We start from the raw sequence: 14,289 nt of genomic DNA, 5'->3' as shown, positions 1-14,289 counted from the left end.
AAAATCAATGTCGCGGTGGCGGCCGGCCAGGGGCCTGGCCGGCCACTTTTCTCCATGCCCCGGTTGTGGTAGGCTGGCGTAATGCCATTCGTGTCCCCCTCTTCTTTTCATGCCCTGGCGTTGTTTTCCGGCGGGCTGGATTCCGTGCTCGCCGCGCGACTGGTTCTGGCCCAGGGTCGGCGCGTCACCGGACTGCATTTCGTCAGTCCTTTTTTCGGCAAACCCCAGCTGCTGCCTGCCTGGCAGGAAATGTACGGCCTGGATCTCGTGCCCGTGGATGTGAGCGATGCCTATGTGCGTCTGCTGCTGGACGGGCCGGCCCACGGCTACGGCAAGAATCTTAATCCGTGCGTGGACTGCAAGATCCTCATGCTTGCCAGGGCCCGGCAGCTCCTGGCGGAATACGGCGCGCAGTGCATCGTTTCCGGCGAGGTGCTGGGGCAACGGCCCATGAGCCAGCGGCGCGATGCCCTGGACATCATCTCCCGCGAAGCCGGCGTGCGTGATCTGCTGGTGCGGCCTCTGTGCGCGCAAAAACTTGCCCCCACCCCGGTGGAGGAGGCCGGCATCCTGGATCGCGCCCGGCTCAGGGACTTCTGGGGCCGCGGCCGCAGCGGGCAGCTGACCCTGGCGCGGGAGCTCGGCATCACCAGCATCCCCACTCCGGCCGGGGGATGCCTGCTGGCGGAGAAGGAAAGCGTGCGTCGCTACTGGCCGGTGCTGCGCCGGGTGCCTGCGCCGTCGCCCGTGGATTTTCACATCGCCAATGCCGGCCGCCAGTTCTGGAACGGGCAGCACTGGCTGGCCATCGGCCGCAACCGGGAGGCCAACGAGCGGCTGGAGGCCCTGGCTGGTCCGCAGGATCTGGTGTTTACCCTGCGGGACATGCCCGGCCCCCTGGGCCTGGGCCGGCAGTGGCCGGGCCTGCGCTGGACAGCCGAAACCGTGCGCACGGCCGCGGCGGCGGTGTTGTCATTTTCCAGCAAGGTGAAGGAATTACGAAAAGAGGCGGCGGTGGTCGTGTGTGGCGCAGGCCATCAGGAAACCGTCATCGCCATGCCGCAGCCGCCGGAGTCCATCGGCTGGCTGGACCCGTCCTTTGCGGTGTTTCTGGAAGAAAAGCGCGCCCTGTGCAAGACCGCCGGCCAGGTGCTGGACGACTTTGGCTGATCCGTCGCTCCCTTTCTCCCTCTCCCCATTTTCGCAGACATCTGCTATCCTGAACCCGTGATCTCATTCCCCCGCCGCGATTCGGCTATTTTGCTGTCAGAGGATTGACAGTCGCCGTGCGCTGGTTACGGTGTGGAGTGCGATGGGCAATGACCCCGCAGCAGCGGAGGAGCACAGTGGAATACAAGGACTACTATCAGATTCTCGGCGTCTCCAAGACGGCTCCCAAAGAGGAGATCGCCAAGGCCTTCAAGAAGCTGGCCCGGCAGTACCATCCGGATCTCAACCCGGACAACAAGACCGCCGAGACCAAGTTCAAGGAAATCAACGAGGCCTACGAAGTTCTCAAGGACGAGGAAAAGCGCAAGCTCTACGACCGGCTGGGGCCAAACTGGCAGCACGGCCAGGATTTCCAGCCGCCTCCAGGTTTCGAGAACATGCACTTCGGGTTCCGCCCTGGTGGTGGCCCCGGTGGCCCCGGTGGAATGGGCGGCTTCACCAATATGAATGGTGGGGACTTCAGCGACTTTTTTGAAACGCTCTTCGGCGGGCCCGGCGGCATGGGCGGCAGCCGCACCTTCCGCAGCTCGGGAGATCCCTTCGGGCACAGCCGGCCCCGGCGCGGCGCGGATTCCGAAGCCACCCTGGAACTGACCATGGAAGAAGCCTGGCGCGGCGGCCCCAAGACCATCACCCTGCAGGAGCGCCTGCCCGGTCAGGCCCCGAGCATCAAGACCCTGCAGGTGAACATCCCCTCCGGCATCAAGGAAGGCGCGCGCATCCGCCTTGCCGGCCAGGGCAATCCCGGCACCCACGGCGCGCCGGCCGGCGATCTCTTTCTGAAGGTGGCCGTGCTGCCGCATCGGCAGTTCTATCTGGATGGCGTGAACGTGGTGCTGGATCTGCCCCTGGCTCCCTGGGAAGCCGCCCTGGGCGCGAAGGTCCCTGTGCCCACCCTGGACGGTTCCGTGGAACTGGCCGTGCCGGCAGGGGTGGACTCCGGCCGCAAGTTCCGGCTCAAGGGCCGGGGCCTGGGCGCCGGTGCGGAAAAGGGCGACCAGCTGGTCAAAATCCGCATCAAATCCCCCAAGCAGTTGAATGCGGAAGAACAGGCGCTGTGGGAACAATTGGCGCGCATGTCGCGGTTTGCACCGCGGGAGGAATAAGGGAGGCTCCGCATGGATATCGACCGTTTTGCCGGCGGCCCCCCCGCCAAGTCGCACCTGCTGGCCTGGGCCGAGTTCCTGGAAGCCACGGCCGTGCACCCCAGCCGCATCGGCGAGCTGGTGGATCTGGGCTGGATCTCTCCGCAACGCACCTCCTGCGGGGGCTATCTCTTTCCCCTGCGCGACGTGTACCGCATCCGCAAGCTGGAGCGACTGATGCTCGATTTTGAGATGTCCACCATTGCCGGCGTCATTGTGGTGGACCTGCTGGAACGCGTGGAGACTCTGGAATCCCGCATCCGCCACTTCGAAAAACTCAGCAATCTGCCGTAACGCCCGTTCGCGGGTTGGACACTTTTTGAAGGAGTCAAAAGAAGTATGGATTTGAACACCTTCACGCAAAAGTCTCAGGCTGTCCTGGCTGCAGCCCAGCAGGAGGCCGTGCGTCGCGGCCAGCAACAGGTGGATGTGGAGCATCTGCTCCATGCCCTGGCCACCCAGGAACAGGGGCTGGTGCCCCGGCTGCTGGAAAAGGCCGGGTTCGACCCTGCTGCCTACGTTGCCGCCGTGGAGGCGGAACTGAAGAAGCTGCCCAGCGTCTCCGGTCCCGGGGCGCAGCCGGGGCAGATTGGCATCACCGGCCGCTGCTCGCAGGTGCTGGTCAGGGCGCAGGACATCGCCAAGCGCATGCAGGACGAGTTCGTCAGTGTGGAGCATCTGTTCCTGGCCGTCCTGGAAGAAGGCCCCAATACCGGGGCCGGCCGCGTGCACAGGCAGTTCGCGCTGACGCCGGACAAGATCCTGGCCGTGCTCACCCAGGTGCGCGGCAACCAGCGTGTCACCTCGGACAACCCGGAAGCCTCCTACGAGGCCCTGTCCAAGTATGGCCGCGATCTGGTGGAAGATGCCCGCAAGGGCAAGCTGGACCCGGTGATCGGCCGCGACGAGGAGATTCGCCGCTGCGTGCGCATCCTTTCCCGTCGCACCAAGAACAACCCCGTGCTCATCGGGGAGGCCGGCGTGGGCAAGACGGCCATCGTGGAAGGTCTGGCCCACCGCATCCTCAAGGGCGACGTGCCCGAGGGGCTGAAGGACAAGACGCTCTTTGCCCTGGACATGGGCGCGCTCATCGCCGGAGCCAAGTACCGTGGCGAGTTCGAAGAGCGGCTCAAGGCCGTGCTCAAGGAAGTGGAGCAGAGCCAGGGGCGCATCATTCTGTTCATCGACGAGCTGCACACCATCGTCGGCGCGGGCAAGGCCGAGGGCGCCATGGACGCCGGCAACCTGCTCAAGCCCATGCTCGCCCGCGGGGAGTTGCACTGCATCGGCGCCACCACCCTGGACGAGTACCGCAAGCACATCGAAAAGGATCCCGCCCTGGAACGCCGCTTCCAGCCCGTGGTGGTGGATGAGCCGTCGGTGGAGGACGCCATCTCCATCCTGCGCGGCCTGCGGGAACGCTTCGAGGTGCACCACGGCGTGCGCATTGCCGACGCCTCCCTGGTGGAAGCCGCGGTGCTCTCGCATCGCTACATCACCGACCGCAACCTGCCGGACAAGGCCATCGATCTCATCGACGAAGCCGGGGCCATGATCCGCACGGAAATCGACTCCCTGCCCACGGAGCTGGACGCCATCAACCGCAAGATCATGCAGTTGGAGATCGAGCGCGAGGCCCTGCGCCGCGAAAAGGACGACGCCTCCCGTGACCGGCTGGGCAAGCTGGAAAAGGAACTGGCCGATCTCAAGGAAGACCAGACCGCCCTGATGACCCGTTGGGAGCACGAAAAGAGCGGCATCAACGACGTCCGCGGCGTCAAGGAGCAGATCGAAAAGACCCGCCGGGACATCGAGGAAGCCGAGCGCGTGTACGATCTCAACCGCGCCGCGGAACTCAAGTATTCCGTGTTGTTGAACCTGGAAAAGCAGCTCGCCCAGGCCGAGGGCAGAACCGGCGCGACCGAAGGCGCCTCCCGCCTGCTCAAGGAGGAGGTGACGCCGGACGACATCGCGTCCATCGTCGCCCGCTGGACGGGCATTCCCGTGTCCCGACTGTTGGAAGGCGAGCGCGAGAAGCTTTTGCGCCTGCCCGACGAGCTGCACGAACGGGTGATCGGCCAGGACGAAGCCGTGCAGGCCGTGGCGGACGCCGTGCTGCGCGCCCGGGCCGGACTCAAGGACCCGCATCGCCCCATCGGTTCCTTCCTCTTCCTGGGACCCACGGGCGTGGGCAAGACGGAACTCTGCAAGACCCTGGCTGAGGCCCTCTTCGACACCGAAGACAACATGGTGCGCCTGGACATGAGCGAGTACATGGAAAAGCACACCGTGGCCCGGCTCATCGGTGCGCCCCCTGGGTACATCGGTTATGAGGAAGGCGGCCAGCTCACGGAGGCCGTGCGCCGCAAGCCGTATTCCGTGGTGCTCTTCGACGAAATCGAAAAGGCGCATCACGACGTGTTCAACACGCTCCTGCAGATCCTGGACGACGGCCGCCTGACGGACAGCCAGGGCCGCACCGTGGACTTCAAGAACACCATCATCATCATGACGTCCAACATCGGCGCGCACCGCATGCTGGAGGGCATCGACGCCGTCGGGCAGTATCGCGAAGGCGTGCGCGAGGGCGTGCTGGGCGAGCTGCGCGGGCACTTCCGGCCGGAGTTTCTGAATCGCATCGACGAAATCGTGCTCTTCAAGCCGTTGCTGAAGGCCCAGATCAAGCGCATCATCGATCTGCAGCTCGGAGGCCTCAGGCGGCGGCTGGAGGATCGCAAGATCGCCATTGCCATGGACGAGGCGGCCAGGGATCTCATTGCCGATGCCGCCTACGACCCCATCTACGGCGCGCGGCCCCTCAAGCGCTTCCTCACCCAGCATGTGGAAACGCCCCTGGCCCGGGAACTCATCATGGGCAAGTGGAAGGACGGGGACCAGATTGACATCACGACGGCCGAAGACAAGCTCGTCTTCACCCACAAGGCCGAAGTCGTCGAATAGGGCATGTTAATTTTGAAGAAGGATGTTGCGAGAGAGGAAACCTTTTTGCAAAAGGTTNCAAAACTTTGATAGTGACCTTAAATCACAATAAAAAAGTCTTTTGAAAGGGGGTTCTTCCCCTGGTCCTCTTTTCCAAAAACGTTTTTTTCATGATGCCAGGCAGGCCTGCACCACCGTCTCCAGCCGGTGCGTGTACCGGTGGCGGGCGCAGAGCTCGTCTTGCCAGGCCTGGCGCAGGGCGTCGGCTTCTCGGGGGGTGGCCTGCAGGCGTTTGATCAGGGCGGGAATCTCCCGGGCCGTGCGGAATGTGATGGGGCGGACCAGCCGTTCGGGAAAGATGGACAGCCCGGCGTGGGCATCGGTAAGGAGCAGGCCGCCGGCAAGCCAGACATCGAAATGCCGTTGCGTGCAGCCTGCAGGGAGCAGGAGATTGGTGGCGTTGAGCACCCAGGCGGCGTCCCGATACATGGCCGCCAGGGGGCCGTAATAGTCCACGGGGGGCAGCAGGCGCAGGCCGGCAGCGGCAGGCAGCAGGGCGGCCCAGTCGGCATCGCCCGCCACGGCCAGGGGGCCGGCCTCCAGTGCCGCGTGCAGGCAGCGCACCCGCCAGGCCAGCCCGGCATGGGCGGCACCGAGCCCGGCCTGACGCACGGCCGTGCCGGGCCAGCGATCCTGGATCTGCAATCTGTCCATCCACCACCATAAATCCGGCCGCTCTCCGACATCCAGCATGGCCTGGGCCGTCGCCAGCAGCTCATCGGGCAGGCGCTGGCCGGCGAAGAAGGCGTCCCGGTTGGGAAAGGCCGTTCTGCCGACAAACAGACCGGCCCCGGCCAGCTCTGCATGGTGTTCGCCGTGAGGCAGAAAGCCTTCGGGCCAGCCGGCCAGGGGCAGATGCTGCACCTGTTGCGCGCCGCGCCGGCGCAGGTCGTCGATGAAGGTATGGTCGGTGACGAAGAGCGCCGCCTGCTTCCACCACGCGGCCTTGCACCGGGCGAGCACATGCCAGGGGGTATCCACGCACCAGATGGCCACGGGCACGCCGGCGGCGCGCAGCAGGTGGAAGTCCTCGCCCCAGGGATCCAGCCCGCGGCCGTTGACGCTCAGGACCAGGGCCGGCCGGCAGTGCCGGAGCAGCTCGCGGGCAGAGGCGGCCTGCGGCGTCACGGCGAAGCCCAGGCGGCGGGCGGCGTCTTCCAGTTCCCGGTGCAGCAGATCACCGTCCCCGCCAGGGAGGCTCACCGCGGGAACCGCGGCCCGGGCGGCCCGGGCAGCCGGCTGCCTGGCCAGGGAGATTCGGGCCAGCAGCGGCCCCCAGAAGGAGGGGAACAGCCGCGCTGCAGGCGTGTACACCTGCAGATCGGCATGGGGATCAATGGCCTCGGGGGGGATGCATCGCCAGTGGGCCGGCAGGGAATCCTGCCAGGACGGCGGCATCTGTGCGGAAAAATCCGGCGATTCGACAACCGTGCTCGTCGCTGGTGCCTGCCGCCAGTGTTCCGGCAGGGCCTGCAGGGCGGCGGCGGGGTCCGGCCCCAGGCCCAGCAGACACAGCGCCCGGCCGTGACCACGCAGGAAGGTGAACTGGTCCGGCGTGTCCAGCAGGGTGCGCGGTGCGCCGAGCTCGTCCAGAATTCGCAGGCGGTGCGGGCGTTGCAGTCGGGGCATGGGACGAGTATGGAGAAGCAGAGGGATGATCGCAACATGAAAAAATATCAGGACCACTTCTTCAAGAAGGCCAAGCAGGAGCAGTACCCGGCGCGTTCCGTGTACAAGCTCAAAGAAATACACAATCAATTCAAGTTCTTTACCAGGGGGCAACGCGTGCTGGATCTGGGAGCGGCTCCAGGTTCCTGGACGCTCTACGCCGCGGAGCAGGTGGGCCCCACCGGCGTGGTGCTGGGGGTGGATCTGCAGGAAACGTCCACCGGGTTCCCGCCGCAGGTCATTTTTCTGCAGGACGACGTCTTCGAGCCGTCGCCAGTGCTGCAGGAACTCCTCCAGATCCACAGCCCATTTGATGTCATCATCTCGGACATGGCCCCCAGAACCACGGGCGTGAAGTTCGCGGATCAGGCCCGGTCCCACGATCTGTGCCTTGCAGCCCTTGCCTTGGCCCGGTCCCATCTGGTACATGGCGGTCGCTTTGTGGTGAAAGTGTTCATGGGGCCGGACTCCAAAGCCCTGCAAATGGACATGCAACAGTCCTTCAAGACGGTGAAGATCCACAAGCCCAAGAGTTCGCGCAGCGAATCGAAAGAAATTTTTTATGTGGGACTGGATTTTCAGGGCGCACCGGTCTGAGAGCCTGGGGCGTCCTTTTGTGCAGCCTTTTTATTGAGGAGCAGCAGATGGCCGGCCATAGTCAGTTCAAAAACATCATGCACCGCAAGGGCCGTCAGGACGTCAAGCGCGGCAAGGCCTTCACCAAGGCGGTCAAGGAAATCATCATCGCCGCCAAAACCGGCGGGGACCCTGCGGGCAACCCCCGGCTGCGCGCCGCCCTGGACGCCGCCCGCAAGGTGAATCTGCCCAAGGACAGGATCGATACTGCCATCAAGAAGGGCACTGGCGAGCTGGAAGGCGGCGATCTGCAGGAAGTGACCTACGAAGGCTACGGCCCCGGCGGCGTGGCCCTGATGATCGAGGCCGCCACGGACAACCGCAACCGCACCGTAGCCGACGTGCGCCACATCCTGGCCAAGCACGGCGGGCAGATGGGCGAAGCCGGCTGCGTGGGCTGGATGTTCTCCAAGAAAGGCGTGTTCGTTTTTCCCAAGGAAAAATACACCGAAGACCAGCTCATGGAAATCGGCCTGGAGCACGGCGCCGAAGACGTGGTGGACGATGGCGACGCCTGGGAAGTGCACAGCACCCCGGACACCTTCGACGCCCTGCAGGCCGCCTTTGAGGCTGCCGGCATGGAGGCCGAACGCGCCGAGCTTTCCATGGTGCCGCAGAACACCGTGGCCGTGGACGTGGAAAGCGGCCGCAAGCTCATGAAGCTGGTGGATGCCCTGGACGACAACGACGACGTCTCCAATGTGCATGTCAACTTTGACCTGCCCGAAGAACTCCTGGCCGAGATGGCCGGGTAGGGATCGGAGAAAAGAAGATGCAATCGGGGGAATGGCTTGTTGATGAAAAGTTGTTCCCCCGAATCTCCAGAATCCGCTGTTCCTGGATGTTGCTGTGCGGGCCGGGCGGTCCGCTAGAGTCGGACACCTGGGGCAGGAGACGGAACTTGGAAACTGGGGAGCTGGGGGCGTGGCCCCCATTTTTTACGCCCGCGAATCATACATCATACCAACCGCAGCACCTTGAGGAGAAGCGCCATGGCTGAAATGTCCGATCCGGTTGCCTATCGGTTTCGTCTGCAGGATGCGCCCCTGGGCGCTCAGATGCTTTTTGTCGCCTTCGGCGCGCTGGTGCTGGTGCCGCTGCTCACCGGCCTGGACCCCAACGTGGCCCTGTTCACAGCCGGGGCAGGCACGCTGCTGTTTCAGCTTGTTACCAAGGGCAAGGTGCCGGTGTTCCTGGCCTCGTCCTTCGCCTTCATCCCGGCCTTGATTTACGGCGTCAAAACCTGGGGCCTGCCGCCCACCCTGTGCGGCCTGGCCGCCAGCGGGGTGGTGTATATGCTGCTTGCCATGGCCATCAAGGTCCGTGGGCCGGAAGTGCTGGAGCGGGTGTTGCCGGCGGTGGTTACCGGGCCGGTCATCATGGTCATCGGCCTCAAGCTGGCACCGGTGGCGGTGAACATGGCCCTTGGCAAGGCCGGGGACGGCTCCATCCAGCTGGTGCCCGAGACGCCGGCCCTTGTGGTGTCCATGATCGCCCTGGCCACCACCATGCTGGTGTCCATCCTGGGCCGGGGCTGGCTCAAGCTGCTGCCCATTCTCTGCGGCGTGGCCACGGGCTATGTGGCGGCGTTGTTCATGGGGATGGTCAGCTTTGCGCCGGTGGAGGCAGCCGCCTGGCTGGCCATGCCGGCCTTTGTGGCCCCGGTGTGGAGCTGGGAGGCCGTGCTGTTCATTCTGCCCATCGCCATTGCGCCGGCCATTGAGCATGTGGGGGACGTGCTGGCCATCGGCCAGGTGGCCAACAAGAATTTCGTCAAGGATCCTGGCATCCACCGCACCCTCTTGGGCGACGGGCTGGCCACCACCATGGCCGCCCTGCTGGGCGGACCGCCCAACACCACGTATTCGGAAGTGTCCGGCGCCGTGGCGCTGACCAAGTCCTTCAATCCCGCGGTGATGACCTGGGCCGCCATCACGGCCATCACCCTGGCCTTTGTGGGCAAGCTGGGCGCGCTGCTGCAGACCGTGCCCGTGCCGGTGATGGGGGGGATTCTGATCATCCTTTTCGGCGCCATCACCGTGGTGGGCATGAATGCGCTGGTGCGGGCCAAGGATGACCTGCTCAACCCGCGGACCATGGTCATCATTGCCGTGATCCTGGTCTTCGGTCTGGGAGACATGGGGCTGACCATCGGGGATTTCAGCCTGCGCGGCATCGGGCTGGCCGGGGTGAGCGGCATCGTGCTGAACCTGATTCTGCCCGGCCGGCACGAATAATCCCGGTACGTCGCTGAACATTATGTTCGAGAGGGGAGAACCGTTTCAAGGGGACCCCTCTCGCTCCCCCCGTCCAAAAATTTGATAGTGACCTTGAATCACAATAAAAAGTCTTTGGAAAGGNAGGTTTTCCCCCGAGAGTTCTTTTCAAAAACAACGTGCCCTAGCTTCCCAGCAATTCCTTGAGCCAGGCCGGGGCGGCCACGGGCTTGAAGTCCGGTCCCACGCAGGCGTGCTGGGTCTGGCCGGTGGCCAGGAGCTTGTCCTTGGCCTCGTTGAACACCTCATAGACAAAGGTGAGCGACGCCCGACTCCAGACGCTGATGCCGGTATGCACGTAGATCAGCTCGTCATAGCGGGAGGGGGCGCGGTAGCGCACGCTGGCCTCGCGCACGGGCAAGAACACCCCGCGGCGTTCCACCTCCGCGTTGCTCATGCCCCGCTCGCGAATGAGCTGACTGCGGGCGCGCTCAAAGAGGTGCAGGTATTCTCCATAATACAGGATGCCCATCTGATCCGTCTCCCCGTAGGAGATGCGGTGGGCGTACCAGGTGTCGTTGGCGGGAAACTCGATAGCGCTCATGCCCGATCTCCGACGGTGCGCATGATCCAGTCCAGGAGCAGATGCCCCGGCTCGATGACCAGCCCGGTGTTGGCGGCGGTGGCCTCGGTGAAGATGTTCAGGCCGGCGCGGATGGAGCAGTCGTTCCAGTAGAGCAGAAACGGCACCGGCTCGGGCACGTGGGTGCGCCGGGCCAGGGGGGTGAGGTGGTCGCAGGCGATGCAGAACGCGGCGTCCGTCTGCCCGTAGCGCTCGAACAACGGCCGGACCACACGGGCGTCGAATCGTTGGATGGATTCGATCTTGTCGTCGATGTTGCCGGCATGGCCGCACTCGTCCGGCGCTTCCACGTGCAGGAAGACGAAGTCGCCGCCGCTGTCCAGAAAGTCCATGGACGCCTGGACCTTGCCTTCGTAGTTGGTATCCAGGAGCCCGGTGATGCCTTCGGCGTGCAGCACGGTCATGCCTGCGGCGCGGCCCAGGCCGTTGATGAGGTCCACGGCGCTCATCACTGCCCCGCGCAGGCCGGTCTTCTGCTGAAAATCATCCAGATGCAGGGGAAGTCCTTGCCCCCAGGGCCACAGGGAGCGGGCCTTGGTGGGGTTGTCCGGCCCGGCCAGGAAGGCGGCGGCCTCCTGCAGCAGCGTCGCCAGGGCGGCGGAACCGGCATAGGCGGCCACATCGTCGGCGATGGGCTTGTCCGTCAGATCGTGGGGCGGGCGGATGTGCAGCCGTGCGTCCGGCCCGTGTCCGCCGCCTTTCTGCACCAGCAGATGGCGGTATTGGATGCCGGGAATGAGCTGCAGATCGCCGCGCTGCAGGGACGGCAGGCTGGCGTTCATCTGGTCGATGAGCGCCCGGGCGGCCTCGGTGGCGATGTGCCCGGAGGAGTAGTCCAGCATGATGCCGTCGGCATCCAGGGCGGTCAGATTCACCAGATTGCAGCGCCAGACGAGATCGTCCGGCTCCAGGGCAAGCCCCTGGGCTGCAGCTTCGATGGGACCGCGGCCGGTGTGGTTGGCTGCGGGGTCGTAGCCCAGCAGGCTCATGTTGGCCACGTCGGAGCCGGGCGGCATGCCTGGGGGGATGGTCCGGCACAGGCCGGCCACCCCGCGGCGGGCCATGGCGTCCATGGTGGGCGTGTTGGCTGCGCCCAGCACGGTTCTGCCGCCCAGCTCCTGCATGGGCCAGTCGCCCATGCCGTCTGCGATGAGGAACAGATACTTGCGGGAAGGTGCGTCCGGCATTTACAAAATCCTGTAATGGATGATGGGCGCCTTGGGCAGGCCCATTTTTTCCAGGCTGCGCATGGCGGCATGCACGGCTGTGGCCGTGGCTTCGTGAGTGAGGAAGACGATGGGCACGCCGCCGCCCACGTCCTCGCCCTTCTGCACCACCTGCTTGAGGGAGATGCCGAAATCCGCCATTACGCCGCCGATGTCCCGCAACATGCCCGGCCGGTCCGGCACCATGATGCGCAGGTAATGGGGAGAGACGGCTTCGTCCAGGTCATGAATTTCCGCCTCGGGCAAAAAGGCCGTGGGGAAGCCCAGGTTCTGGGGCGGGGTGCCGCGGGCAATGGTCATCACGTCCGCCAGCACGGCGCTGGCCGTGGGCATGTCGCCCGCGCCGTGGCCGTAGAGCATCACCGGTCCGGCGTTGCCGTTCACCCGCAGGGCATTGAAGGACCCGCTGACGGCGGCAAGGAGGTAATGGTTCGGGATGAGGGCAGGGTAGACCCCGGCCTCCACCGCGCCAGCCACGGTGCGCGCGCCGGCGATGAGCTTGATGGTATAGCCCAGGTCCCTGGCGAAGGCGATGTCCATGGGCCGCACCATGGTGATGCCCCAGATGCGCAGCTTGTCCAGGGGAAAGTGCATGCCAAAGGCGAGCATGATGGTCAGCACCAGCTTGTGGGCGGCGTCTATGCCTTCGATGTCCAGGGTGGGATCAGCTTCGGCAAAGCCTTTTTCCTGGGCCAGCTTCAGGGCATCGTCAAAGGCCATGCCTGTCTCGCTCATGTGCGAGAGGATGAAGTTGGCCGTGCCGTTGAGGATGCCCATAAGGGAATGCAGGCGGTTGGCGGCCAGAGTCTCCTTGAGCGGCTGGACGATGGGAATGCCGCCGCCCACGCTGGCTTCGAATCCCAGATGCAGGCCCTTTTCCGCTGCCAGGGAGAACAGCTCGCGTCCGTGCTCGGCCAGCAATTTCTTGTTGGCGGTCACCACGTGCTTGCCGTGCTCCAGGGCCGTGCGGATGAGGGTGTGCGCATCCGTGGCGCCGCCGATGAGTTCCACCACCACATCGATTTCGGGATCGACGGCGATGTCCATCAGGCTGGTGGTGCACTGGGCGGTGAGGGCAGCGCCCATCCTGGGCTTGTTCGTGGAACGGACCGCCACGGTCTTGAGGATGATTTCCCGGCCGCAGCGGGCCTGGATCATCTCGCGATTGTCGTGGAGGAGTCGGGCCACCCCCCCGCCCACCACGCCCAGGCCGGCCAGGCCCAGGCGCAGCGGCGGCTTGCCGTAGGATTCGATCATGGCTAGCCTCCGGAAAGCACTTTCTTGACGCCGCGAACGGCCTGGTTGATGCGATGGTTGTTTTCGATCAGGGCGAAGCGCACGTATTCGTCCCCGTAATGGCCGAAACCCAGGCCGGGGGAGACGGCCACGTGGCCTTCGCGCAGCAGGAGCTTGGAGAATTCCACGGACCCCATATGGCGGAAGGGTTCAGGGATTTTGGCCCAGACAAACATGGTGGCCTTGGGCGGGGTCACGTCCCAGCCGGCGCGGTTCAGGCCCTCGCAGAGCACGTCGCGCCGTTCCTTATAGATGTTGCAGATGTCGGTCACGCAGTCCTGCGGGCCGTTCAGCGCCACGATGGCCGCAATCTGGATGGGCTGGAAGATGCCGTAATCCAAGTAGCTTTTGATGCGCTGCAGGGCGTAGACCATCTCCCGGTTGCCGCAGCAGAAGCCCACGCGCCAGCCGGCCATGGAATAGCTTTTGGAAAGGGAGAAGAACTCCACGCCCACATCCTTGGCGCCCTTGGCCTGCAGGAAGGAGGGGGCTTGGTAGCCATCGAACACCAGGTCGGCATACGCCAGGTCGTGGATGACGAAGATGTTGTTTTCCTTGGCGAAATCCACAATCCGCTGGAAGAATTCCAGGTCCACCGTGGCGGCGGTGGGGTTTTGCGGATAGCTGATCACCAGGAGTTTGGGCCGGGGCCAGGTCTGCTTCATGGCCACCTGCAGGTCTTCAAAAAAGTCCCGGTCCACGCCCACGGGAATGCGGCGCACGTCTGCCCCGGAGATGATGGCGGCATACGGGTGGATGGGATAGGCCGGATCGGTGGCAAAGACCACGTCGCCCGGGGAGAGCATGACCAGGGCCAGGTGCGAAAGGCCTTCCTTGGCGCCCATGGTGACGATGCATTCGGTTTCCGGGTCCAGGTGCACATCGTAGCGGCGCTGGTACCAGCCGGCGATGGCCTTGCGCAGGTTAGGCAGGCCGCGGGACATGGAATAGCGGTGGTTCACGGGCTTCTGGGACGCCTCGCACAGCTTGTCCACGATGTGCTGGGGCGTGGGAATGTCCGGGTTGCCCATGCCGAGGTCCACAATGTCCACATTCTGCCGCCGCAGCTGGGTCTTGAGTTCCGTCACCATCGCAAACACGTACGGTGGCAGACGGTGCATGCGAGAAAACATTTCCTGGTTCATGAAGGGGCTCTCCTTGAATGGGCGGCTGCCGCGCCCGAAGACCGGGTACATCTGGCTGCGCACCCTGCAGCATATCAGGACCTT

At 64.7% G+C, this 14,289-nt stretch carries 12 protein-coding genes; 7 read left to right on the top strand and 5 right to left on the bottom strand.

The features are described from left to right. Window positions 1–81: 81 nt before the first annotated feature. The 4 genes from DGI_RS12475 (at window position 82) to clpB (ending at window position 5,336) form a co-directional block, all read left to right on the top strand. Window positions 82–1,170: an adenine nucleotide alpha hydrolase family protein gene (locus DGI_RS12475; RefSeq protein ID WP_034607135.1), complete on the top strand. Its 1,089-nt coding sequence runs from the start codon at window positions 82–84 to the stop codon at window positions 1,168–1,170. Window positions 1,171–1,346: 176 nt separating this feature from the next. Beyond that, window positions 1,347–2,336: a DnaJ C-terminal domain-containing protein gene (locus DGI_RS12470; RefSeq protein ID WP_021761454.1), complete on the top strand. Its 990-nt coding sequence runs from the start codon at window positions 1,347–1,349 to the stop codon at window positions 2,334–2,336. A 12-nt stretch (window positions 2,337–2,348) separates the two neighbouring features. Next, window positions 2,349–2,669 carry a chaperone modulator CbpM gene (locus tag DGI_RS12465; protein WP_021761453.1) on the top strand — a complete coding sequence of 107 codons (321 nt, stop codon included), beginning with the start codon at window positions 2,349–2,351 and terminating at the stop codon, window positions 2,667–2,669. 45 nt (window positions 2,670–2,714) lie between these two features. Next, window positions 2,715–5,336: an ATP-dependent chaperone ClpB gene (clpB, locus tag DGI_RS12460; protein ID WP_021761452.1), complete on the top strand. Its 2,622-nt coding sequence runs from the start codon at window positions 2,715–2,717 to the stop codon at window positions 5,334–5,336. A gap of 147 nt (window positions 5,337–5,483) precedes the next feature. Here clpB and DGI_RS12455 read toward each other — a convergent pair whose 3' ends face one another. Next, window positions 5,484–7,004 carry a glycosyltransferase family protein gene (locus DGI_RS12455; RefSeq protein ID WP_021761451.1) on the bottom strand — a complete coding sequence of 507 codons (1,521 nt, stop codon included), beginning with the start codon at window positions 7,002–7,004 and terminating at the stop codon, window positions 5,484–5,486. Between the two features lie 36 nt (window positions 7,005–7,040). Between DGI_RS12455 and DGI_RS12450 the strand changes: the two genes are divergently transcribed. From DGI_RS12450 to DGI_RS12440, 3 genes are all read left to right on the top strand, one after another. Further along, the gene (locus DGI_RS12450) at window positions 7,041–7,640 is read left to right on the top strand and encodes an SAM-dependent methyltransferase (RefSeq protein ID WP_021761450.1); all 600 of its coding nucleotides are present in this window, start codon (window positions 7,041–7,043) and stop codon (window positions 7,638–7,640) included. A gap of 47 nt (window positions 7,641–7,687) precedes the next feature. Continuing rightward, window positions 7,688–8,434, top strand: a complete 747-nt coding sequence (locus DGI_RS12445) for a YebC/PmpR family DNA-binding transcriptional regulator (protein ID WP_021761449.1) — start codon at window positions 7,688–7,690, stop codon at window positions 8,432–8,434. Between the two features lie 246 nt (window positions 8,435–8,680). After that, a complete protein-coding gene (locus DGI_RS12440) occupies window positions 8,681–9,916 on the top strand; it encodes a uracil-xanthine permease family protein (RefSeq protein ID WP_027192926.1) in 1,236 nt (411 codons plus the stop codon). A gap of 163 nt (window positions 9,917–10,079) precedes the next feature. Here DGI_RS12440 and DGI_RS12435 read toward each other — a convergent pair whose 3' ends face one another. The 4 genes from DGI_RS12435 to DGI_RS12420 are packed head-to-tail and all read right to left on the bottom strand — an operon-like array spanning window position 10,080 to window position 14,205. After that, entirely contained in the window at window positions 10,080–10,499 is a 420-nt protein-coding gene (locus tag DGI_RS12435; protein WP_021761447.1) for an acyl-CoA thioesterase, read from the bottom strand. Continuing rightward, window positions 10,496–11,725, bottom strand: a complete 1,230-nt coding sequence (gene apgM / locus DGI_RS12430) for a 2,3-bisphosphoglycerate-independent phosphoglycerate mutase (RefSeq protein WP_021761446.1) — start codon at window positions 11,723–11,725, stop codon at window positions 10,496–10,498. The genes DGI_RS12435 and apgM overlap by 4 nt, the downstream gene beginning before the upstream one ends. Beyond that, window positions 11,726–13,021 carry a homoserine dehydrogenase gene (locus DGI_RS12425; protein ID WP_021761445.1) on the bottom strand — a complete coding sequence of 432 codons (1,296 nt, stop codon included), beginning with the start codon at window positions 13,019–13,021 and terminating at the stop codon, window positions 11,726–11,728. It lies immediately after the preceding gene. Window positions 13,022–13,023: 2 nt separating this feature from the next. Continuing rightward, the gene (locus DGI_RS12420) at window positions 13,024–14,205 is read right to left on the bottom strand and encodes an aminotransferase class I/II-fold pyridoxal phosphate-dependent enzyme (protein WP_021761444.1); all 1,182 of its coding nucleotides are present in this window, start codon (window positions 14,203–14,205) and stop codon (window positions 13,024–13,026) included. Window positions 14,206–14,289: the final 84 nt, after the last annotated feature.

The sequence above is a fragment of the Megalodesulfovibrio gigas DSM 1382 = ATCC 19364 genome (assembly GCF_000468495.1).
Taxonomy (GTDB): domain Bacteria; phylum Desulfobacterota; class Desulfovibrionia; order Desulfovibrionales; family Desulfovibrionaceae; genus Megalodesulfovibrio; species Megalodesulfovibrio gigas.
Note: the sequence above shows the minus strand (reverse complement) of the source record. Positions and strands in the feature narration are given on the sequence as shown.

What these genes read in the sequence shown, in the direction of transcription:
- DGI_RS12445 (WP_021761449.1), top strand. Translation starts at nt 7,688, where the DNA reads ATGGCCGGCCATAGTCAGTTCAAAAACATCATGCACCGCAAGGGCCGT.
- DGI_RS12465 (WP_021761453.1), top strand. Translation starts at nt 2,349, where the DNA reads ATGGATATCGACCGTTTTGCCGGCGGCCCCCCCGCCAAGTCGCACCTG.
- DGI_RS12425 (WP_021761445.1), bottom strand. Translation starts at nt 13,021, where the DNA reads ATGATCGAATCCTACGGCAAGCCGCCGCTGCGCCTGGGCCTGGCCGGC.
- DGI_RS12420 (WP_021761444.1), bottom strand. Translation starts at nt 14,205, where the DNA reads ATGAACCAGGAAATGTTTTCTCGCATGCACCGTCTGCCACCGTACGTG.
- DGI_RS12475 (WP_034607135.1), top strand. Translation starts at nt 82, where the DNA reads ATGCCATTCGTGTCCCCCTCTTCTTTTCATGCCCTGGCGTTGTTTTCC.
- apgM (WP_021761446.1), bottom strand. Translation starts at nt 11,725, where the DNA reads ATGCCGGACGCACCTTCCCGCAAGTATCTGTTCCTCATCGCAGACGGC.
- clpB (WP_021761452.1), top strand. Translation starts at nt 2,715, where the DNA reads ATGGATTTGAACACCTTCACGCAAAAGTCTCAGGCTGTCCTGGCTGCA.
- DGI_RS12435 (WP_021761447.1), bottom strand. Translation starts at nt 10,499, where the DNA reads ATGAGCGCTATCGAGTTTCCCGCCAACGACACCTGGTACGCCCACCGC.
- DGI_RS12450 (WP_021761450.1), top strand. Translation starts at nt 7,041, where the DNA reads ATGAAAAAATATCAGGACCACTTCTTCAAGAAGGCCAAGCAGGAGCAG.
- DGI_RS12440 (WP_027192926.1), top strand. Translation starts at nt 8,681, where the DNA reads ATGTCCGATCCGGTTGCCTATCGGTTTCGTCTGCAGGATGCGCCCCTG.
- DGI_RS12455 (WP_021761451.1), bottom strand. Translation starts at nt 7,004, where the DNA reads ATGCCCCGACTGCAACGCCCGCACCGCCTGCGAATTCTGGACGAGCTC.